At 71.0% G+C, this 21,016-nt stretch carries 13 protein-coding genes; 5 read left to right on the top strand and 8 right to left on the bottom strand.

Going from position 1 to position 21,016, the window contains the following annotated elements:
* Positions 1 to 24 precede the first annotated feature (24 nt).
* Positions 25 to 3,255 (bottom strand): fused isobutyryl-CoA mutase/GTPase IcmF, encoded by a 3,231-nt coding sequence (icmF, locus tag ABZT93_RS25135; RefSeq protein ID WP_356108355.1) that lies wholly within the window; start codon positions 3,253 to 3,255, stop codon positions 25 to 27.
* Positions 3,256 to 3,914: 659 nt separating this feature from the next.
* Between icmF and ABZT93_RS25130 the strand changes: the two genes are divergently transcribed.
* The 3 genes from ABZT93_RS25130 to ABZT93_RS25120 all read left to right on the top strand — a co-directional run bounded on the left by ABZT93_RS25130 (position 3,915) and on the right by ABZT93_RS25120 (position 8,151).
* On the top strand, positions 3,915 to 6,086 hold the full coding sequence (locus tag ABZT93_RS25130; RefSeq protein ID WP_356108352.1) for an MMPL family transporter: 2,172 nt from the start codon (positions 3,915 to 3,917) through the stop codon (positions 6,084 to 6,086).
* Between the two features lie 116 nt (positions 6,087 to 6,202).
* A complete protein-coding gene (locus ABZT93_RS25125; protein ID WP_356108350.1) occupies positions 6,203 to 6,964 on the top strand; it encodes a DUF2071 domain-containing protein in 762 nt (253 codons plus the stop codon).
* A 119-nt stretch (positions 6,965 to 7,083) separates the two neighbouring features.
* Positions 7,084 to 8,151, top strand: a complete 1,068-nt coding sequence (locus ABZT93_RS25120; RefSeq protein WP_356108349.1) for a glycerophosphodiester phosphodiesterase family protein — start codon at positions 7,084 to 7,086, stop codon at positions 8,149 to 8,151.
* A 110-nt stretch (positions 8,152 to 8,261) separates the two neighbouring features.
* On the opposite strand, the gene ABZT93_RS25115 is transcribed toward ABZT93_RS25120, so the two are convergent.
* From ABZT93_RS25115 to ABZT93_RS25095, 5 genes are all read right to left on the bottom strand, one after another.
* Positions 8,262 to 8,909 carry a DUF6629 family protein gene (locus ABZT93_RS25115; RefSeq protein ID WP_356108346.1) on the bottom strand — a complete coding sequence of 216 codons (648 nt, stop codon included), beginning with the start codon at positions 8,907 to 8,909 and terminating at the stop codon, positions 8,262 to 8,264.
* Positions 8,910 to 8,982: 73 nt separating this feature from the next.
* Positions 8,983 to 10,260 (bottom strand): extracellular solute-binding protein, encoded by a 1,278-nt coding sequence (locus ABZT93_RS25110; RefSeq protein ID WP_356108343.1) that lies wholly within the window; start codon positions 10,258 to 10,260, stop codon positions 8,983 to 8,985.
* A complete protein-coding gene (locus ABZT93_RS25105; RefSeq protein WP_356108338.1) occupies positions 10,257 to 11,474 on the bottom strand; it encodes a hypothetical protein in 1,218 nt (405 codons plus the stop codon). Before ABZT93_RS25105 ends, ABZT93_RS25110 begins: the two co-directional genes overlap by 4 nt.
* Positions 11,378 to 14,092 (bottom strand): tetratricopeptide repeat protein, encoded by a 2,715-nt coding sequence (locus tag ABZT93_RS25100; RefSeq protein WP_356108335.1) that lies wholly within the window; start codon positions 14,090 to 14,092, stop codon positions 11,378 to 11,380. The genes ABZT93_RS25105 and ABZT93_RS25100 overlap by 97 nt, the downstream gene beginning before the upstream one ends.
* Before the next feature lie 178 nt (positions 14,093 to 14,270).
* On the bottom strand, positions 14,271 to 15,410 hold the full coding sequence (locus tag ABZT93_RS25095) for a S1 family peptidase (RefSeq protein ID WP_356108332.1): 1,140 nt from the start codon (positions 15,408 to 15,410) through the stop codon (positions 14,271 to 14,273).
* 219 nt (positions 15,411 to 15,629) lie between these two features.
* On the opposite strand from ABZT93_RS25095, the gene ABZT93_RS25090 reads away from it, so the two are divergent.
* Both ABZT93_RS25090 and ABZT93_RS25085 read left to right on the top strand, forming a co-directional pair.
* Positions 15,630 to 16,331, top strand: coding sequence for a ThuA domain-containing protein (locus ABZT93_RS25090; protein ID WP_356108329.1), 702 nt, complete (start codon positions 15,630 to 15,632; stop codon positions 16,329 to 16,331).
* A complete protein-coding gene (locus tag ABZT93_RS25085; RefSeq protein WP_356108326.1) occupies positions 16,310 to 17,413 on the top strand; it encodes a Gfo/Idh/MocA family oxidoreductase in 1,104 nt (367 codons plus the stop codon). Before ABZT93_RS25090 ends, ABZT93_RS25085 begins: the two co-directional genes overlap by 22 nt.
* Here the strand turns inward: ABZT93_RS25085 and ABZT93_RS25080 are convergent, their stop codons facing one another.
* The gene (locus ABZT93_RS25080) at positions 17,414 to 18,889 is read right to left on the bottom strand and encodes a glutamate--cysteine ligase (RefSeq protein ID WP_356108325.1); all 1,476 of its coding nucleotides are present in this window, start codon (positions 18,887 to 18,889) and stop codon (positions 17,414 to 17,416) included.
* Between the two features lie 109 nt (positions 18,890 to 18,998).
* Complete coding sequence (locus tag ABZT93_RS25075; RefSeq protein WP_356108323.1) at positions 18,999 to 21,014, bottom strand: TIM-barrel domain-containing protein; 2,016 nt, start codon at positions 21,012 to 21,014, stop codon at positions 18,999 to 19,001.
* Between the last annotated feature and the right edge of the window lie 2 nt (positions 21,015 to 21,016).

Raw genomic sequence — 21,016 nt, 5'->3', positions numbered from 1 at the left:
TAACGACTGTCATACCAGCGAGGGTCAGACGTTGCGGCGGTACTGGCCGCCGACCTCGAAGAAGGCCTCGGTGATCTGCTGGAGGGAGCAGACACGGGTGGCGTCCATGAGGACGGCGAACACGTTGTCGCCGCGTACGGCCGCGTCCTTGAGGGTGTCCAGGGCGGCCCGGGCCTGGTCGTGGTGGCGGGCGTGGAAGGTGCGGACGCGTTCCAGCTGGGACTGCTTCTCCTCCTCGGTGGCGCGGGCGAGTTCGACGAGGCCGGGCTCGGCGGTGTCGGCGTGCGGGTTGCGGAAGGTGTTGACGCCGATCAGGGGCAGGGTGCCGTCGTGCTTGCGCTGTTCGTAGAGCATCGACTCGTCCTGGATACGGCCGCGCTGGTAGCCGGTCTCCATCGCGCCGAGCACACCGCCGCGTTCACTGATCCGCTCGAACTCCTGGAGGACGGCCTCCTCTACCAGGTCGGTGAGTTCGTCGATGATGAACGACCCCTGGAGGGGGTTCTCGTTCATCGCGAGGCCCCACTCCCGGTTGATGATCAGCTGGATGGCCAGGGCCCGGCGCACCGACTCCTCGGTGGGGGTGGTCACCGCCTCGTCGTAGGCGTTGGTGTGCAGGCTGTTGCAGTTGTCGTAGATGGCGATCAGTGCCTGGAGCGTGGTGCGGATGTCGTTGAAGTCCATCTCCTGGGCGTGCAGGGAGCGTCCGGAGGTCTGGACGTGGTACTTCAGCTTCTGGCTGCGCTCCCCGGCCCCGTACTTCTCCTTCATCGCGACGGCCCAGATACGGCGGGCGACCCGGCCGAGCACGGAGTATTCGGGGTCCATGCCGTTGGAGAAGAAGAACGACAGGTTCGGGGCGAAGTCGTCGACGCGCATGCCGCGGGCGAGGTAGGCCTCGACATAGGTGAAGCCGTTGGCCAGGGTGAAGGCGAGCTGGCTGATGGGGTTCGCGCCGGCTTCGGCGATGTGGTAGCCGGAGATGGACACCGAGTAGAAGTTGCGGACCTGGTGCGCGATGAACCACTCCTGGATGTCGGCCATCATCCGCAGGGAGAACTCGGTGGAGAACAGGCAGGTGTTCTGGCCCTGGTCCTCCTTGAGGATGTCCGCCTGCACGGTGCCGCGCACGTTCGCCAGCGCGTGGGCGCGCAGGTGGGCCGCCTCCTCGGGCGAGGGGTCACGGCCCTCCTGGTCGCGGAACCGCTCGGTCTGCTGGTCGATCGCGGTGTTGAGGAAGAACGCCAGGACTGCCGGCGCCGGTCCGTTGATCGTCATGGAGACGGAGGTGGTGGGCGCCACCAGGTCGAAGCCGTCGTAGAGCGCCTTCATGTCCTCCAGGGTGGCCACCGAGACGCCGGAGGTGCCGACCTTGCCGTAGATGTCGGGGCGCTCGTCGGGGTCCCGGCCGTACAAGGTCACCGAGTCGAACGCCGTGGACAGGCGCGTCGCCGGCTGGCCCTCGGAGAGGAGCTTGAAGCGGCGGTTGGTGCGGAACGGGTCGCCCTCGCCGGCGAACATCCGCGCCGGGTCCTCGCCGTCGCGCTTGAACGGGAACACCCCGGCCGTGAAGGGGAAGTGGCCGGGCAGGTTCTCGTTCCGCCAGAACCGTACGAGTTCGCCGTGGTCGGTGAAGCGGGGCAGGGCGACGCGGGGGATCTTGTTGCCCGACAGGGACTCACGGGTCAGCTTGGTGCGGATCTCGCGGTCGCGGACCTTCACGACCTGCTCGTCACCGGAGTAGGAGGCGATGACGGAGGGCCACGTCTCGATCTGGCGCACGATGCCTTGCGGGAGGCGCGTGCGGGCGTCCTCCAGCAGTGCGTGGACGTTCGCGGCGTTGGAGCCGGCTTCCGCGAGCTCGGCCCCGACCAGCTCCAGCCGCTGCACCCGCCGCGCTGCTTCGGTCAGCCGCTCGGTGTCCGCGTGATAACCGCGGACGGTGTCGGTGATCTCGGCGAGGTAACGCACCCGCTCGGGTGGGACCACCTGCCGGATACCGGAGGAATGACGCACGTCGACCCGCGCCAGCGCGCCCTCGGGCAGCGGCAGCCCCTTGTCGGCGAGCAGGGAGGTGAGGTGCTGGTGCAGCGCGGTGACGCCGTCGTCGTTGAAGGTGGCCGCGGAGGTGCCGTACACCGGCATGTCCTCGGGCCGCTGCCCGAACGCCTCGCGGTTGCGGACCAGTTGGCGGCCCACGTCCCGCAGGGCGTCCTTGGCGCCGCGCCGCTCGAACTTGTTGATCGCCACGACGTCCGCGAAGTCGAGCATGTCGATCTTCTCCAACTGCGAGGCCGCGCCGAACTCCGGCGTCATCACGTACAGCGAGGCGTCGACGAACGGCACGATCGCCGCGTCCCCCTGGCCGATGCCCGGCGTCTCCACGATCACCAGGTCGAAGCCGGCGGCCTTCACGACGTCGATCACGTCGGAGAGGTGCTCGGGCAGTTCGCGGCTGCCGCGGGTGGCGAGGCTGCGGAAGAACACCCGCTCGCCGTCCAGGGAGTTCATCCGGATCCGGTCACCCAGCAGCGCACCGCCACCGCGACGACGCGTCGGATCGACCGCGATCACCGCGATGCGCAGGGCGTCCCGCTGGTCGACCCGGAACCGGCGCACCAGCTCGTCGGTCAGCGACGACTTCCCGGAGCCGCCGGTACCGGTGATGCCGAGCACCGGTACGCGCCGCGCCGCCGCCGTGGCCCGCAGCTCCTGCCGGAACTCCGGGGACAGCTTGCCGAGTTCGGCCCCCGTCAGGGCGCGGGCGATCGCGAACCGGTCTCCGGCCAGGACCGCGGCGAGGTCGGCCGGCTTGCCGTCCCACAGGTCGAAGTCGCAGTCCTTGACGACCGTGTTCACCATGCCCGCGAGACCCAGTCGCTGGCCGTCCTCGGGCGAGAAGATCGTCACCCCGCTCTCCCGGAGCCGGGCGATCTCCTCCGGCACGATCACCCCGCCACCACCGCCCACCACCCGAATGTGCTCCGCGCCCTGCTTGCGGAGCGAGGCCACCAGGTACTCGAAGTACTCCACGTGCCCGCCCTGATAGGACGAGACCGCCACGCCGTGCGCGTCCTCTTCGAGAGCCGCGTCCACGACCTCCCGCACGGACCGGTTGTGGCCCAGGTGGATGACCTCGGCGCCCTGCGACTGGAAGATCCGCCGCATGATGTTGATCGAGGCGTCATGCCCGTCGAACAGCGCCGAAGCGGTGACCAGGCGGACGGGGTGGACGGGGCGATACAGATCGCTCATGGCGGAGCCTTCCCGGGACACGTCGAAGAACGCGAGCTGAGAAAATAGTAGGACGTCCTAGTAAAATTGTGGGGGCGGGGTGAGAAGAAGCACGAAGAAGCACAGGGGGATGCCCGGACAACCGTCCTCGGACCCCTCCTCTCACCGGCTCTCCACGGCGAACTCCCTCGCCGTCGTGCACCGCGCCGCGAAGGTGCCGGCCGCCGCCCGGAGTGGAGGGTGCGGCACTCGCGATGTCGGCCTGATCGCAGCCAGGGGCCCGGTGGACCAGTAGCCGCCGGAGCGAAGACCCTGGTCGGCCGAGAGCCAGCGGACCCTCGGCTCCCACAGCCGAAGGCCGGTGGGTCCACGGCTCGCAGCCGAAAGCCAGTGGGTCCACGGCCCGCAGCCGGGAAGCCGGTGAGTCCACGGCCCCGCAAAGGCCCCGCCCCGCGCCCCGGCAGCCGAGCCGACCCGCCGACCCGCCGACCCGCCGACCCGCCGACCCGCCAAACTGACTCCCGGTCAAGCGATCTTGATCCGTGATCTCTACGATGAGAGCTCAAGACAACCATTCCGGCCGGTCCGACGGGGGGACCCTGAGGGACCGCCGGGGGTCGCCGATGCCAGGGACCGCTCCCCGGGCTGCGGTGATCTTCCTTCCCAGGAGGACCTTCCGCATGTTCCGAAGTATTGGCAACGCTGTCGTCAGACATCCCGTCTGGACCATCGTTGCGTGGTTGATCGCTGCCGTGGCGATCGTCGCCACCGCTCCGAGCCTGCCCTCGAACAGTGACGAGAGCAGTTTTCTCCCCAAGAGTTACGAGTCCATCAAAGCGGCGGAACTCCAGGAGAAGGCGTTCCCCAGCGCCTTCACCCCCTCCGCGATCGCGCTGTACCAGCGCACCGACGGCGGCAAGCTCACCGCCGCCGACCAGAAGGACGTCGCCCGGATCACCTCCGAGCTGGGCAAGAAGAAGATCGACCAGGTGCAGAAGGTCGTCCCCGGCCAGCCGTCCTCGGACGGCAGGTACACCCTGACCCTGGTCCAGATGGACAGCAAGAACGCCGGCCAGCCCGAACAGGCCGACGCGGCCAAGGTGTTGCGCGACGACGTCAAACAACTCGCCAAGGGCACGAACCTCGACGTCAAGCTCGGCGGCTCCGCCGCTCAGGCCCTCGACCAACAGGACTCGTCCAAGCGCGGCGAGGCTCTGATCGGCATCGGCACCTTCCTCATCATCCTGGTGACCCTGCTGATCATCTTCCGGGCTCCGATCCTGGCGTTCCTGCCCCTGATCACCATCGGGTTGGTGTCCGCGATCGCCAACGGACTGATCGCGTACGCCACCAAGCTCTTCGGCCTCCAGGCCAACAGCTCGATCTCGTCGATCCTGATCGTCGTGCTGTTCGGCGTGGGCACCGACTACTTCCTGTTCCTGATGTTCCGCTACCGCGAACGTCTGCGCCTCGGCGACGAACCCAAGCAGGCCATGATCAACGCGGTCGACCGGGTGGGCGAGGCCATCGCCTCCGCCGCCGGCGCGGTCATCATCGCCTTCCTCGCGCTGGTCCTGTCGACGCTGGGCTTCCTCAAGCAGATGGGTCCGGCACTGGCGATCGCGGTGACCGTCACCCTGATCGCGGGCCTGACGCTGATCCCGGCCGTCGTCTCGCTCATCGGCCCGAAGGTGTTCTGGCCGTCCAAGTCCTGGCAACGCGAGCCGGAGAACGCCCGGTTCGCCGCCCTGGGCCGCGGGGTGCGCAACCGTCCGGCGCTCACCGCCGGGCTCTCCGGTCTGATCCTGGTGGCGCTGTCGCTCGGCACGTTCGGCTACAACGCCACGTTCGACCTGGCGTCCGGCTCCATGCCCAAGACCAAGGAGTCGATGGTCGTCCAGGACGAGATGCAGAAGGCGTATTCGGCGGGTGCCGCCGCACCTACCGACGTCTACCTGTCCAGCACCGACGGCAAGCCGATCGACACCACGGTCTTCGACGCGTACGCGAAGAAGCTCGGGGCCGTGGACGGCGTGGCGAACGCCCGTCTGTCGCAGTCGAGCAAGGACGGCAGCACCGCCGACTTCACCGTCACCCTCAAGTACGAGGCGTCGACGGACAAGGCCATCGAGACGGTGGGCCGGGTCCGCGACGTGGCGCACTCCGACGCCCCGGACGGCACCGAGGCCCTGGTCGGCGGCATGTCCTCGATCTTCAAGGACATCGACACGGCGGTCAACCACGACTACCGGACGGTCTTCCCCGTCGCCGCCGCGCTGATCATGCTCATCCTGGGGCTGCTGCTGCGCAGTGTGGTCGCCCCCTGGTACCTGATGGCGTCGGTGGGTCTGGGCTTCGGTGCGACGCTCGGCGCCACGGTCTGGATCTTCCAGGAGGGCCAGGGACACTCGGGCCTGATGTTCATGCTTCCGGTGATCATGTATCTCTTCGTGGTCGCCATCGGCACCGACTACAACATCCTCATGATCGCCCGGCTGAGGGAGGAGGCCCGCGAGGGCCGGGAACCGCGCGAGGCAGCCGGTATGGCAGTTCGGCACGCAGGTCCCACGGTGGCCGCGGCCGGCTTCATCCTGGCGGCGACCTTCGCCACGATGATGCTGGCCGGAAACGCGCTGCTCACGGAGATGGGCTTCGCGGTCTCCTTCGGCATCGCGGTCGCCGCCTTCGTCATGGCGATGTTCTTCACTCCCAGCCTCACCGCCCTGATCGGCCACGCCGCCTGGTGGCCCGGGCACGCGGACCGGGCCAAGGAGACACCGTCCGTCCCCGCACCGGTCTCCGGTGGTGACCGGGACACCGCGGTGCAGGATCCGGCGGGTCGCCGCAACTGACACCGACGGAACAGGACGGCGTCCGCCGGGCCGCACGGCCCGGCGGACGCCGTCTTTCGTCCCCCGGCACACCACCGCCGCGCCGGACACACCCGGCCTCTGCCACCCTGGACCTTGTGCCGAACCCCACTCCCGTCACCCCGGACGCACCATCCCGTGTACGCCTCCCGCTGCTCACCCAGCAGTGGCTCGACCTCACCTTCATCCACTGGGCCGTGGAACCGGCGGTCGTGGCGGGACTGTTGCCGCGCGGCACGGTCCCGGACACACACGGCGGACTCACGTACGTCGGACTGGTCGCGTTCCGGATGCACCGGGTCGGCTGGCTGGGGCTGCCGGGGGTGCCGTATCTCGGAACCTTCCCGGAGACCAATGTGCGCCTGTACTCGGTGGACGCGCACGGACGGCGTGGCGTGGTGTTCCGCTCCATGGACGCCTCCCGGCTGATTCCCGTGGTGATGGGACGCGTCGGCTTCCGGCTGCCGTACCTCTGGTCCCGGATGAGCGTCCGCACGGCCGGTGACACCGTCACCTACGCCGGCTCCCGCCGATGGCCCGGCCCGCGCGGCGCCCGCAGCCTGATCACGGTACGGACCGGCGAACGCATCGAGGAACCGACCGGCCTGGAACACTTCCTGACCGCCCGCTGGGGTATGCACAACGCCTTCCTCGGCGGCGCCGAGCCACTGGCCTACCTGCCCAACGACCATCCGCGCTGGCCCCTGCACCGCGCCGAGCTGCTCACCTGCGAACAGGACCTGCTCACCGCGGCCGGTCTGCCCGCCCCGACCGGCCCCCCGGTCAGCGTCCTCTACTCCCCCGGTGTCCCGGTCCGCCTCGGCCGCCCGGCCCGCCCGGCCGGCATCCCCACGCCCTGACGGCCGACAGGGACGGCGTTCCCCGGACATTCACGGTGGGATCACGTCCGAGGGGTTGAACCGGTCGGCGACCTCGCTAGCGTCTGTGGGCGTCCCGACTCCACACGAGTGAGGTGCCGATGTCCTCAAGACATGTCCTCGTCGGCCTGGCGCTGGTGCCGGTGCTCGCACTGTCGGCCGCCACGCCCGCGACGGCGTACGACGGCCCCCGACCGGCCGGGCACAAGCCGCACTTCGACCTCCAGGCCCACCGTGGCGGCATCGGCATGACCACCGAGGAGTCCCTGGAGGGCTTCGGCAAGGCGATGCGCCTCGGAGTGTCCACGCTGGAGCTGGACACCCATGTCACCAAGGACCGGAAGGTCGTCGTCAACCACGACCGGCAGATCAGCGCGGTCAAGTGCCGTGACACCGGGCCCGTGACGGCCGGCGACCCGATGTACCCGTATGTCGGCAAGTACATCAAGGATCTGACGCTGGCTCAGATCAAGACCATGGACTGCGGCTACCGGCAACTGCCCGGCTTTCCCGAGCAGGAGGTGGTCAAGGGCTTCCGGATGGTCGAGCTGAAGGACGTGCTGAACCTCGTCCGGAGCTATCGCGCCAAGCGGGTCAAGCTGAACATCGAGACGAAGGTCGAGGCCGGCGCACCCGAACAGACCGCGCCGCGTGGGCTGTTCGTGCGGCGCGTCTACGAGGAGATCCACCGCTCGGGCATCGAGGACCAGGTCACCATCCAGTCCTTCGACTGGGGCGCGCTCAAGGCGATGCACGCACTGGCCCCGAAGTGGCCGCTCGTCGCCCTCACCAACTACGACTTCCTCCAGGTCGGCAAGCCGGGCGCGTCACCGTGGCTCGGCGGGATCGACGCCGACGACTACGGCGGCGACTTCGTCAGGGCCGCCGCCACCGTCCCCGGCGTCAGAGCCCTCTCCCCCAACTACGGCTTCCCGCAGAGCGGCAAGGTCGGTGACCCCGACTTCCGTTTCTACGCCGACCGGACGATGGTCGCGAAGGCCCACGCCCGGGGCCTGAAGGTCATCCCGTGGACCTGCGACGACCCGGCCACCGTGGAGGCGCTCATGGACATGGGCGTCGACGGCGTGATCACCGACTACCCGAACCGCGTACGGCAGATCATGGCCGAGCGGGGCATGCCGTTGCCGAGGGCGTACCGGCCCCGTTGACGGAGTCCGCGCACCGGAAACCGTCGGGTGCGTGAGAACTCGGGGCGGGTGCGCGCGCCCGCACCGTCGGCAGAAAGTTCCTCGAGAGCCTCGCGGCGGCAACGGCACGTCTACGAACGGTAGATGTCCGCCGGGAGGGCCCGCTTCGGGGCGGGACGCCCACGCACCCATCCGTACAGGACCACCGAGCAGACCGCCGCCGACGCGCACCAGGTCGACACGAACTCCAGCCGCCACAGCAGCCAGCACACCAGGGCGCCCGCCCCGGCCAGGACACCGAGCCTGGTGAGCCAACGGTCACCGGAGAGCAGCAGTGCGCCGACCGTGGCGATCAGGTAGCCCGCGACGAGCAGTTCCGCCCGGGGCAGTCCGATGACGTAGGCCATGGTGTGGCCGCGGATCTCGGCGCGGACGGGGCGGGTGGCGAGACCATGGGCGAGAAAGGCGGCGGTCAGCGCTCCCACCGCCACGACCGCCGCCAGTCGGCGTCCGGCTCGGCGTGAGGCTGCGCACCACACGCCCACCGGCACCCACACGGCGAGCACGGGCAGGGCGATGACGGCCCAGGCGACGGCGGCCGCCCCGGTCCCGCCTCCCGTGTGCCAGATCCGTGCCTCGACCAGCTGGTGGGCGCCGAGCAGCAGGGGCAGCGCGGCGAGGGGCAGGTCCCTGGCACGGCGGGTCCGGATCACACAGGCCGCCCCGACGGACGTGATCGCCGCGCCCGCCAAGAGATCCGCTGTCGCACTCCAGCACATGACACCACCATGTCAGGCCAGGCCGTCGACCAGGTACTCCGCCACGACGCGGAGGGAGCCGGGTGCGCGACGGTCACTCGCAGATGTGCTGCGGCGGCCGGAAGGTGCGGTCGGTACCGGAGTCCCTGTTCACCTGGACTCGTACGGTCTCCAACTGCTGGAGCAAAGAGTGGAGTTGACGCTGTGTCGGGTCGCGGAAGAACTCCAGGACCGCCCGGTGGAAGGCGTCCCGGAGTTCGGGCGGCATCACGTCGGAGGCGTCGAAGCACAGGACGCGGGCGCCGGAGGTGAGCAGGGAGTCGATCTTCCGCTCGACCGGTGTCGCGGAGGCCGGCGGCGACAACCCGGCCGTGTCCGGGAACAGCGGCCGTACCGCCGGCTCCGCCTCCGCCCACCAGAGCTTGCGCCCGGCCGGGCTCGACAGCCGCTCCACGAGTTGCTGGGCGTCCGGGTCGTCGCTGAAGACGGCGGCCATGTCGCCCGCGACCTCGAAGGCGTCCTGGTATGCGGGCTGTCCGTCCAGATACCGGGCCGACGGCTCCACCTTCACGTCGTCGCCCGTGTAGACGTACCGGATGAAGGCGCTCTGATGCTCGTGCGAGCAGGCGAATCCGGGTGAGTGCAGCAGGCCGCGCGGCTTGCCGTCGGCTCCCGACGCGCCCTCGAACGACGTGGTCAGGGACCGTTCCACCGACTCCGGGGAGCGCTTGCCGAGCAGCTTCGCCCAGGTGGTCCAGGCGCGTTCGACGGCGGGGTCGCGCCAGTCGAGGCGGCCCCTGGCCCACTCGTCGTAGAGGGTGGGGCCGGCCTGGTGGAGCAGGAGGTCCTCGATCCAGTCGGTGCCGGGCCAGCCGGAGGTGGCCTGGGAGGCGAGCCCCACGCACCATGCGGGCTTGTCGCCGGGCGCGCCCCGTCTGCTCCACACCAGGCTCTTGAGGTCGGCCTTGAGCGGCACCCAGTACGCGCGCAGTTTGTTGTCCACGATCAGAGCCGGCACCCAGGGCGGGTAGGCGCGCTGGGCGGTCTCCGCGGCGAGCGGCTTCAGCTTGTCGCGGCGGGCGTACTCGGTGAGTTCGCCGATGCTGTTGAGGACCGCCACGTCGGGCGGGTCATCGGCCTCCAGCTGTGAGACGAGCGTCTCGCGCAGTGAGCGGGTGCCCTCGTAGGTGTACGTCCGTCCCGTCCCGTCGTCCAGTTTGTCGAGGACGGCTTCGAAGGCCCTGCCCTCCTCACCGGTCCAGGGGCCGAGGACGACCAGCGGGTCGCGGGTGTCGGACCCGCAGCCGGGAACGAGGGCCAGCAGACACGCCACGAGCAGGCCCCGGAGGAGGACACGCGGGACACGGCTCATGCGACGGCTCCCGGGCGTGAGACGACGAGGTACTCGCGGCGGTAGGCGTGCAGGGTGCCGGCGATCACGGCCGCGCAGGCAAGGCCCGTGGGGAACACGAACGGGGCGACGCCGTCGAGGAACGCCAGCCGCCCGTCCGCCAGGCCCGTGTCGATGCCGGCCCCGAGCGTCTCGATGGCTTGCGGCTCCGGTCCGGCGAAAGGCTTCTCCTCGGCGACCGTCTCCGTCCCGGGCGAGGTCCGCTCGGCCAGCGCGTCCGCGACGGGGACGGTCTCGTGCTGGGCGTCCAGGGCGAGCAGGGCGTCGACCGTCAGGAACGGCACGGCGAGCAACGGCAGGGCGGCGGCAGCGAGGGGGATGCTCAGCCGGATCCGGAAGCGGCGGCGCAGGAAGGACACCGTCCGCCACAGTCCGGCGGCGAGCAGGGCGAGGGCGAGCGCGGCGATCACCGCCGCCGTGATCGTGTCCGCGCCCCAGTCGGCCCGGTCGGCGAGGCGTGCGCGCAGCCGCCTCTCCAGGCCGCTCACCCGGTCGACGATCGAGGTCGCGGCCGAGCCGGTCGCGGCGGGGCAGGCCGGGTAGGGGTTCTCGCCGGTCGCAGCGGCGGCCGTCGAGCAGAGCATGCTGCGGGCGTAGGTGAGTTCGGCGTCGCGCAGGACCGGGTCGGTGGCGTGGCCCTGGGCCCGGCCGATCCAGCCGGTGTAGTCGACGACCAGGGCGGACACGACCCGCAGTTCCTGTTCCTCGGCGACGGTGAGAGCTCCGCTGCGGGTGACCTGGTTCAGGCTCTGCGTGGCGCGGGCGATCCGGGTCCGGTACCGCTCGCTGAGCCCGCTGAGCTCGGCCGCCCGCCCCTCGGCGAGGTTCCGCTCGGCCTCGCCCTGCGCGATGAGCAGCGAGGCCCGGGCGTCCGCGAGGTCGACCAGCGCGGGCGCCGCGCTCTCCCGGATGTACGCCGAGTCGCCGCGCACGCCCGCGTAGGCCCAGCCGAGCGCCCCGAAGGCCACCATGGCGAGCAGCGGCAGCGCGACGAGCCGGTCCCGCAGGTAGCCGCGGTTGCGGTGGCCGACGGTGGCGGGCCAGGCGTAGCGGTGGACGCGGCGGGCGAGTTCGGCGGTTACGGCGGTGACTGCCCGCGTGAGGCGGAGGGTGCTCTGTGTGACGGCGCATAAGCGACCGTCCGGAGCCAGTCGGCGACTCTCTTGCCGAGCCATGGGCTGTCCCTGTGGTGTCGGAAGGCGAGCGGGCGGATCTCGTAGGCGCGGTCCAGGAGGATTTCGGCCACGGCCGCGTCCTCGGGGGCGGCGGAGCGGGCGGCCTGGTGGGCGAGGGTGACATAGCGGCGGGACAGGTCCGCACGCAGGCCGTGTTCATCGGGCGGGAGGCCGAGCCGGGGGTCCGCGCCGGCGGACAGGGCCGCGAGGGCCGCCGCGTCGAGGGCACCGCGGGCGAGGGCGCCCTGTACGGCCTCCCAGACCTCGACGGTCATCCGGACCCTGGCCTCCTCGTCGGTCAGGCCGTGCGCGTGGAAGAGCAGAGCGAGACGCTCCAGCAGCTCGCGCAGCCGCTGCGGCACCTCGTCGTCGTGGCCGGCCCTGCGTACGTACTCGATGCCGATCCGCACGGCCGCGGTGCGCGCGGCGGTCCGGTGCCGCGAGTGCTGCGGTACGGCGTCCAGTTCGCGTACGGCGTCCTCGCGGGCCCTTTCGCCGTCCAGCGAGAGGCGGGCCCGTGCGGCGCCGAAGGCCGCGCTGCCCAGGGACGGGTTGCGCAGCCGGACGGCCTCGTAGAAGGTCAGGGCCTGGTGCGGGCGCCCGAGGCGCTCCGCGCAGTGTCCGAGGGCCAGCTTGGGCGCGTATTCGCCCGGGATCGCCGCGTACACCCGGTCGAAGTGCCGCCAGGCCGCGGGGACTTGGTCACGTGCGAGGGCCAGGAGCCCGTGGTGCCAGTCCAGCCGCCAGTCGTAGGGGGCGCGGCGGGGGCCGATCCGTGCCTCGGCCGCCCGCAGTTCCCGTTCGGCGGCTTCCGGTCCGTCGGCCGGGTTCCGCAACCGCAGTCGGCAGCGCAGGAGATGGACCTCCGTGGAGTCGCGCCAGTCACCGATGTGCTGGAGCAGGGCCTCCGGGGCGGCGTCGGCGAGTCTGCTCAGCTCGGCGTGATGTTCGTCGTGGGGGTCGGGCAGCGGGACGGGGAGGCGCTGGGCGACCTCGGCGGGCGACGGCGGGGCGAACGGGGACGGCGCGTCGGGGGCGGCCCAGTGGCCGAGGGGTGGCGCGGAGCCGAGTGCGCCGTCGAGGGCGTAGGGCGACTGGAGGAAGAGCGGCGAGGGTTCGAAGGTCTCGGCACCGGTACGCAGCGACCTCAACTCACGGAACACGCCCCGCAGTTGCTGCTCCATCTCGCGCGCGTCGGCGAACCGCCCCGCGGGCCGGCTCAGCGTGGCGCGGTGCAGGACACGCGCGAGCGAGAGGAGACCGAGCCCGCGGGGGACGGGCGCGGTGGCGTCGCCGGGCACCCAGGGTTCCTTGGCGGGCGCTTCGCCGGCCACCGACAGAACGGGGGGCCTCGGTTCCTCCGGGTCGGCATGGGCCTCTCCGGAGCCGGACACCTGTCCGACGCCCGGCACCTCGCCGAGGTTCAGTGGCCCCTCGCCGGTCGATCCCGGTGCACCATCCGACGTCTCCCCGCCGCCCGGCGTCTCCCCGGCTGACAGAGCCTTCCGGGTGGCCGGAGTCTCGCGCGCGGTCAGGGCCTCCTCGACGATCCGTACCTCTTCGGCGGCGGACAGGGCACCCCGGGCGGCCCGGGCCTCCTCGGCAGCCGACACCGCTTCGGCAGCCGAGACCGCTGCCCCGCCGACCTCCACGGCCGACGGCTGTCCGACGTCCGCCCCCGTCGCCACGCCGCCCCTCTCCCCCCTCGGCCCACCGCCGCCCTCCCCCGTCGGCCCACCCAACGTGCCAAGGTCCCCCAGCCGCCCCAGGTCCTCCGCCGACGTGCCTAGACCGCTCAGGCGGCGCAGCGTCTCGCCCAGGCTGAAGAGGTCGTCCTGGTGCCTGGACTCGCCGTTCGGGCCCACGGTCGGGGCGCTGAAGCCGGCCGTGGTCATCCCGGGGGCTCCGGCCGGGCGTACGCTGCCCACGTCGATGATCTTCGTCGTGGTGCCGTCGTGCATGACGTTGTCCGGCTTCAGGTCGCCGTAGACCTTGCCGGGCCGGTCGGCGTGCAGATACGCGAGGGCGGACAGGATCCGCACACCGTAGGCGAGCACGAACTCGTGGAAGCGGTGGTCGCCGAACTCCCCCGGGTTCAGCTTCGCCCGTGCCCGCACCTCCTCCAGCGTGAGCCCGTCCACGTACTGGAGGACGAGGAAGTCGCCGACCTCGGGGTGATGGCCGTAGTTGAAGACGCGGATGATGTCGTCGTGGCCGAGGTCGACGAGGGCCCGCCGTTCCCGGGCCAGGGCGCCCGCCGCGGCCGCCGCCTGATCGGGGTGCAGCATCTTGATGGCGACCTCGCGGTTGTCGACCTTGGTGTCCAGCGCGAGATACACCTCGCCCATCCCGCCGTAGCCGAGCGGTCGGATCAACCGGTACTGGCCCGCGAGCAACTGCCCGGGAGGCAGGGGCAGTTCCCCGGGGTCGCCGCCGGGGCCCCAGCCGCGGCCCAGCAGTGTGATCGTGGGCAGCACGGTCGGGTCGGGGTTCTCCGCGGGAAGGTCGACATGCGCGGCCCTCAGATACATCGGCGGCCCGGCGACGACAAGCGGACCGAACGATCCCTCGGATTCCGGTACTTCACCGAACGCACTCCCGCCCCGAGCCCCCTTCATGCCTCCTCAGAATAGGGCCAGGTGCCGGAATCGGCCCCTGGGCGTTCCCCCTGAGAACCCTGATGCCGTCGGTTCGGCCGGTCTCCTGACCGTTGACCCGCCGCCACCTGAGCCGGGGGACCGGCGACGCGAGTGCGGGCCCGGCCCGGAGTCGGGAGAGCCGGGCCCACACCGGCGATCAGGCGGTGTGCAGGGTCAGGCCGTACCGGTTGAGGATCTCGTTGACGGGCTGGAACCAGGTCTCGCCGCCGCTGGAGCAGTTGCCCCAGCCGCCGGAGGTGACACCCTGGGCCTGGTCGCCGCTGATGAAGGAGCCGCCGGAGTCCCCGGGTTCGGCGCAGACACTGGTCTTGGTCATCTGGTGCACCGCGCCCTGGCTGTAGTTGACGGTCTCGTTCATGGCGAGGACCGTGCCGCAGTGCCAGTGGGAGGTCGAGCCCGAGCGGCAGATCGAGGAGCCGACCGGCGCTACGTTCGAGCCGCGCACGAGCTGGTCGGAGACGGTGCCCCAGCCGAGCACGACCGGGACGGTCCACCAGCCGCTGCCGACGTTGACCCAGGCGTAGTCGTTGTCGGGGAAGGACGAGCCCTGGAAGTTGCCGACGTAGCTGCGGTCCCAGCCGTAGACGCTGCCGGTGTGCTGGTCGCAGTGGCCGGCGGTGACGAACCCGCCGTAGACCGAGAAGCCGATGGAGCAGCGGACGTTGCCGGTGTAGTAGGGGTCGCCACCGACGGTTCCGGCGGCGAAGGTGGTCGGTGCGGCGGCCACTTCCCGCACCGTGACGGGACCTGCTTCACGGGCGCGGGCGAGGAACCGCTGGACATCGTTGTCACCCTGTCGGCCGCTGACGATGTCCACCACCACCGCGCCGGCCTTCGCGTCGACATGCCAGCTGCTGACGGCGTCCGGTGCGGGCAGTGCGTCGAGCCGGACCTGGGTGGCGGAGAGTTCGCGGGCGCTGTGGGCGACGGTACGGACCGTGGCGCCGGTGGCGCGTATCTCGCGGAGGGCGGTGACCGAGGCGTCGGGGGTGACGGCGACGGTCAGCGTGCCCTTGGCCGCGTCGAACCAGGAGCCGCCGTACGAACTGCCCGCGGCTCGGCGGACCTTGGGCTCCAGAGCCGTGGCCCGCTGCTCGGCGGCGAGCCTCGCCACGGCTTCGGTCTTCGTGAGGTGGAGGTCCCGCTGCATCGCCGTGAGGAGTCCGGCGGAGGCGGGCTGCTTCTCGTCGGCGGTGGCCGGGACCGTGCTCGCGGTCGCGCCGGCGCCGAGCAGGAGCAGCACCGCCAGGCCCGCGCGCATGATTCTGCGTCTCATGGAGATTGCCCTTCGTCGTTCCAACGAGGTGGGGGTGGAACAGCAGAGTTCTCTGAGAGCGCTCTCAGTGGTGTGGCTCGGCAGAGACTAGCCCTTCACTGTTGACAGGTCCATACCAATAGCGAGGTTGTCGGAATCCCGTCCACCGGAAGGTGGATTTCCTCGGGCCCGTCCGGGGGAACTCCCCAGGAGCCCTTTCCTGTCTCACGAAGGAACAAAATGACGCGTAAGAAAGCCCTGGTGGTCCGAGGCGGTTGGGAGGGACATCAGCCGGTCAAGGCCACGGAGCTGTTCCTGCCCTTCCTGGAGAGCAACGGCTACGACGTCCGGATCGAGGAGTCGACCGATGTCTACGCCGACAGCGCCGAGATGGCCGCCACCGACCTCGTGGTGCAGTGCGTGACCATGTCGGAGATCACCGCCGAGCAGGTGTCGGGACTGAGCGCGGCCGTCGTGGCCGGTACCGGCCTCACCGGCTGGCACGGCGGGATCGCCGACTCGTTCCGTGCCTCCTCCGACTATCTCCATCTGGTGGGCGGCCAGTTCGCGACCCACCCGGGCAAGGAACCGTGCGAGCGGCAGGGCGGCGAGGAGGACAACTTCCTGCCGTACACCGTCACCCTCACCGATCTCGGCCGGGAACACCCCGTCACCGCGGGCATCGAGGATTTCGAGCTGCACACCGAGCAGTACTGGGTGCTCCACGACGACCTGATCGACGTCCTCGCCACCACCACCCATCCCGCCCGGCCGTGGCAGCCCTGGCACCGGCCGGTCACCTCACCGGCGGTCTGGACCCGGCAGTGGGGTGCCGGACGGGTCGTGGTGACGACTCCCGGGCACAACCTCGACGTTCTCGAGCACCCCGATGTCCGTACCGTCATCGAGAGGGGCATGCTGTGGGCGACGCGCACCGCATAGGCGTTGTAGGTCTCGGCGTCATCTCCCGCGCCTACCTGGACACGCTCGTCGGCCACTCCGCGGTGCGCGTCACCGCGGTGGCCGACCTGGACGCCTCCAGGTCGGCCACCGTTGCCGCCGGACTGCCCGGCGTACAGGCACTGTCCGTCAGGGAGCTGCTGAGCAGCCCGGACGTCGACACGGTCCTGAACCTCACCGTGCCCGCGGCGCACGCCGAGATCGCCCTCGGTGCCATCGCCCGGGGCAAGCACGTCTACGGCGAGAAGCCGCTGGCCGCCGAACTCCCGGATGCCCGCACCGTCCTGGAGGCCGCGGCGAAGGCGGCGGTCGGCGTGGGATGCGCGCCGGACACCGTCCTGGGCACCGGCGTGCAGACGGCACGAGCGGCGGTGGAGGCGGGAGCCGTCGGCCGCCCGCTGTTCGCGTCGGCCGTCATGGTCACCCCGGGCCACGAACGGTGGCATCCCCAACCGGACTTCTACTACACGGCCGGTGGCGGCCCCCTGCTGGACATGGGGCCGTACTACCTGTCCGCCCTGGTGCATCTGCTGGGCCCGGTGCGTGCCGTGATCGGGGCGTCCAGCCGGCTCCGCACCGAGCGGGTCATCGGGTCCGGCCCGCGCGCCGGCGAGCGGATCCCGGTCGAGGTGGACAGCCATGTCTCCGGGGTCCTCGAACACGAGGGCGGGGCCCTCACGACGCTCACGACGAGCTTCGACGGCGTCTCGACCACGGCCGCGCCGATCGAGGTCCACGGCGACAGGGGAACCCTCACGGTCCCGGACCCGAACAACTTCGACGGCGAGGTACGGCTCCTCGAACTCGGCGAGACCGAGAAGGGATGGCGCACGCTTCCGGCGTCGGCCGGCTATGTGGGGGCAGCCCGGGGCGTCGGTCTGCTCGACTTCGTCGCCGCCGACGGACGGCGGACACCGCGCGCGAGCGGTGAACTCGCCCTGCACGTACTGGAGACGATGACGGCGCTGCTCCGTTCGTCGGCCGAGGGGCGGCGGATCGAGCTGTCGACGTCGGTGGAGCGGCCCGCGCCGGTGCCGCTGACGCCTGAGGAGAAGTGGCGGTGATCAGTCCACGGGCCAGGTGTGCGCGGGCGCGTTGAGGTGCATGTAGTCCATGTACGTCATCGTCATCCGGCGCAGCGCCTCCTGGCGGTCGCAGCCCGCCTTCTCCAGATGGTGGACCGTCTCCGCCTGCCACAGGGCGCCGTTGCGGGCGGTGACGCACCGCTGCTCGATGACACCGAGCAGCGGCTCACGCCATTCCGCGTCCATCCCGGCCAGTTCCAGGCCCCGGTGGGCGAGGGGCAACAGCCGCCGCAACACCAGTTCCGTGACCGGCACTTCGCCCACCCCGGGCCAGTACAGGCGGGCGTCGATGCCGTCACGGGCGGCGGTGTGCAGGTTCTCCTCGGCGACCGAGAAGGACATCCGCGTCCACACCGGCCGGTCCTCGTCGACCAGGGCGCGTGTCAGGCCGTAGTAGAAGGCGCCGTTGGCGATGATGTCGGCCACCGTGGGCCCGGCGGGCAGCACCCGGTTCTCGATGCGCAGGTGGGGGCCACTGTCGGTGACGGCGTAGATCGGGCGGTTCCAGCGGTAGATCGTGCCGTTGTGCAGGGTCAGTTCGCCGAGTTCCGGGACCCCGCCGCCGTCCAGAGCCTCCTGCGGGTCCTCGTCGTCGCAGATCGGCAGGAGCGCGGGGAAATAGCGCACGTTCTCCTCGAACAGGTCGAAGACGCTGGTGATCCACCGCTCCCCGAACCACACCCGGGGCCGGACACCTTGGGCCTTGATCTCCTGGGGCCGGGTGTCGGTGGCCTGCTCGAAGAGGGGGATGCGGGTCTCGCGCCACAGCTCCCTGCCGAAGAGGAAGGGTGAGTTGGCCGCGAGGGCGATCTGTACGCCGGCGACGGCCTGTGCCGCGTTCCAGTAGTCCGCGAACTCCTTGGGCGCGACCTGGAGATGGAACTGCGTGCTGGTGCAGGCGGCCTCGGGGGTGATCGCGTCGGCGTACAGGGCGAGCCGCTCCACACCGTCCACCTTGATGTGCAGGTCCTCGCCGCGCGCCGCGAAGATCTGCTCGTTGAGCAGCCGGTAGCGCGGATCGCCGGACAGGGCGGTCTCGCCGACGTCCGTCTCGCCCAGCGTCGGCAGGATGCCCACCATGATCAGGTGCGCGCCGACCGCCGAGGCACGTTCCTCGGCGTGGTTGAGGGCGTCGCGGATCTCCTGCTCCCAGGAGCCGGGGCCGCCCGACAGCAGGCGGCGGGGCGGGACGTTGATCTCCAGGTTGAAACGGCCCAGCTCGCTCGACCAGGCGGGGTCGGCGATCGCCTGGAGCACCTCGGTGTTCCGCATCACCGGGAGCCCGTCCTCGCCCACCAGGTTGAGCTCGATCTCCAGCCCGACCTGCGGCCGCTCGCTCTCGAAGCCGGACTCGCGCAGCATCTGCGCGAGGACGTCGAGGCAGGTGTGCATCTTGTCCCGGTACCGTCGGCGGTCCTCCCGCGTGAACACCAGGGCCGGCACGTCACGTCCCATCGGGCCCTCCCGAGTCCCCTCGGCGGATACCTCTTCCGTCCCAGAGTCCCACCTCTGAGGCGGCCCAAACAGTCGGCGCCCGGTCCCGGGGCGGTGTGCGACCCGCCGCTCACAGAACGTGCGCCCCGGCCCGCAGCCAGAGGGGGGCGGCGGTGAGGGGGATGCGGACCCGACGCCAGGCGGGGCCGGTGATCGGGCCGCCTGAGCCCGCGTACGGCAGCCATTCCCCGGGTGGGAACCACACCTGCCGCCGCCCTCCCGGTGCGGACAGCGGGGCGACCAGCAGGTCCGGGCCCAGCAGGTACTGGAGGTCGGCCGCGTGGGCGTCCGGGCGGTCGGGGTGGTCCAGGGCCATGGGGCGGGCGAGCGGCTCGCCGGTTCGGACCGCGTCGGCGGCGGCCCGGAGGACGTAGGGCAGCAGGCGCATGCGCAGCCGGGCCGCGTGCAGGACCGCCGCGTACGCCTCCTCGCCGAAGTCCCAGGGCAGCCGGGACGTCATCCCGTGGAACCGGCTGAGGGGCGACAGTAGACCGAACTGCGCCCAGCGGACGAAGAGTTCGGGATCCGGGGTGCCGTGGAAGCCGCCGATGTCGTGGCTCCAGAAGGGATGGCCGGAGAAGGAGAGCGAGAGGCCCGCGCGCAGGGTCGAGGCCAGGTCCTGCCAGCTCGCGTTGGAGTCGCCGGTCCACTTGGCGCCGTGCCGCTGGCCGCCGGTCCAGGTGGAGCGGCCCCAGGTCAGGCCGTGGCCCGCGACCTCCCGGGTGACCTCGGCGACCAGGTCGTTGAAGAGGAGGGGGTAGAGGTTGTGCAGTCGGTCGCCGGTCATGCCGTTGTACGCCACCGCTGCCACGGGGACCGCCTCGCCGAAGTCGGTCTTCAGGACCGACACCCCGGTGGCCAGTACCTGGCGGACCCGGCTCCGGAACCAGTCGACGGCGCCGGGACGGGTCAGGTCGAGGACGGCCGAGTCCGGGTGCGCGCCACCCCAGACCTGCCCGGTCCACGTGCCGCCCGAAGTGGTGTGCAGGAACCAGCCGTTGTCGTCGATCTCGGCGAAGTGCGGGCTGTCGACACTGATGTACGGGTTCATCCACAGGGACACGTGGAAGCCCTGCCCGGCCAGGTCGGTCATCAGCCCGTGGGGGTCCGGGAAGGCCTCGGTGTCCCACTCCAGGTCCGACCAGCAGCCGGGTCGCTGCCAGTAGGTGTCGATGTGCAACACATCGCAGGGGAAGCCGAGTTCGCGGACACGGCGGGCTCGCTCGCGTACCTCGTCCGCGCTGTCCCGGCGGAAGCCGCCCGAGATCCAGGGGCCGAAGGCCCAGTCCGGAGGCAGCAGGGCGGGGCCGGTCAGATCGCGGTAGGTGCGCAGGCACTCGGCGGGGGTGCCGGTGATCAGGTAGTAGTCGAGTTCCTCGTCGGGGACGGTCAGCGACCAGGCGCCGGTGTTGCTGTGGGCGAGATCGAAGGAGGCCGCACAGGTGGTGTCCACGAGGACGGCGTAGCCGCGGCTGGAGAGCAGGAACGGGACCGCCTTGTAGGAGCGGGTGCCGGTCGAGCCCTGGGCGTCCTCGACCCAGCAGTCGACCCGTTGGCCGCGCAGGTCGGGGCCGGTGAAGCGTTCACCGAGGCCGTAGAAGTGCTCGTCGGGTTCGGTGAACCAGCTGTCGTGGTACGCGAGTCGGCCGTCGGCGAGTTCGGTGACGCCGAGGGGCAGGACGGTCCTGCGGTCGCTGGGGTCGCTCACGTCGGTCGCTTGCAGCAGGTGGTGGCTCGTCAACTCCATGGTGAGGGGCGTCAGATGGACTTCGAGACCGAGTGACTCAAGGTGCAGGGTGAGGGCGTCCGGTGACTGCTCGACCGTGCAACGGCTGTCCGTCGTCGCGGTGACGACGGACAGCCGCGGTGTCGTCGCCACGCCGTCCAAGCGCAAGGTGATCCGCAGGCAGTTGCCCGCCGCCGGGCGCAGGCGGAGCGTGCCCGTACGTCCGTACGCCGTGCGTACGTCGAGGGTCACGCCGTCCTTGCCGACCGAGGCGACGGACGCACCGGCCAGCGGATCCAGCAGGGCCGGGACCAGGGGTGGGGGCGGTGCGATCCAGGGGGTGCTGTCGCGCGGATGCATGG

Source organism: Streptomyces sp. NPDC005303, assembly GCF_040607335.1.
Classification (GTDB): domain Bacteria; phylum Actinomycetota; class Actinomycetes; order Streptomycetales; family Streptomycetaceae; genus Streptomyces.
This window is presented reverse-complemented; position numbering and strand designations above follow the sequence as displayed.

Bases quoted from the DNA above. Each gene is read 5' to 3' on its own strand.
- icmF (WP_356108355.1), bottom strand. From the start codon at position 3,255: ATGAGCGATCTGTATCGCCCCGTCCACCCCGTCCGCCTGGTCACCGCT.
- ABZT93_RS25130 (WP_356108352.1), top strand. From the start codon at position 3,915: ATGTTCCGAAGTATTGGCAACGCTGTCGTCAGACATCCCGTCTGGACC.
- ABZT93_RS25120 (WP_356108349.1), top strand. From the start codon at position 7,084: ATGTCCTCAAGACATGTCCTCGTCGGCCTGGCGCTGGTGCCGGTGCTC.
- ABZT93_RS25115 (WP_356108346.1), bottom strand. From the start codon at position 8,909: ATGTGCTGGAGTGCGACAGCGGATCTCTTGGCGGGCGCGGCGATCACG.
- ABZT93_RS25110 (WP_356108343.1), bottom strand. From the start codon at position 10,260: ATGAGCCGTGTCCCGCGTGTCCTCCTCCGGGGCCTGCTCGTGGCGTGT.
- ABZT93_RS25105 (WP_356108338.1), bottom strand. From the start codon at position 11,474: ATGGCTCGGCAAGAGAGTCGCCGACTGGCTCCGGACGGTCGCTTATGC.
- ABZT93_RS25100 (WP_356108335.1), bottom strand. From the start codon at position 14,092: ATGAAGGGGGCTCGGGGCGGGAGTGCGTTCGGTGAAGTACCGGAATCC.
- ABZT93_RS25095 (WP_356108332.1), bottom strand. From the start codon at position 15,410: ATGAGACGCAGAATCATGCGCGCGGGCCTGGCGGTGCTGCTCCTGCTC.
- ABZT93_RS25090 (WP_356108329.1), top strand. From the start codon at position 15,630: ATGACGCGTAAGAAAGCCCTGGTGGTCCGAGGCGGTTGGGAGGGACAT.
- ABZT93_RS25080 (WP_356108325.1), bottom strand. From the start codon at position 18,889: ATGGGACGTGACGTGCCGGCCCTGGTGTTCACGCGGGAGGACCGCCGA.
- ABZT93_RS25075 (WP_356108323.1), bottom strand. From the start codon at position 21,014: ATGCATCCGCGCGACAGCACCCCCTGGATCGCACCGCCCCCACCCCTG.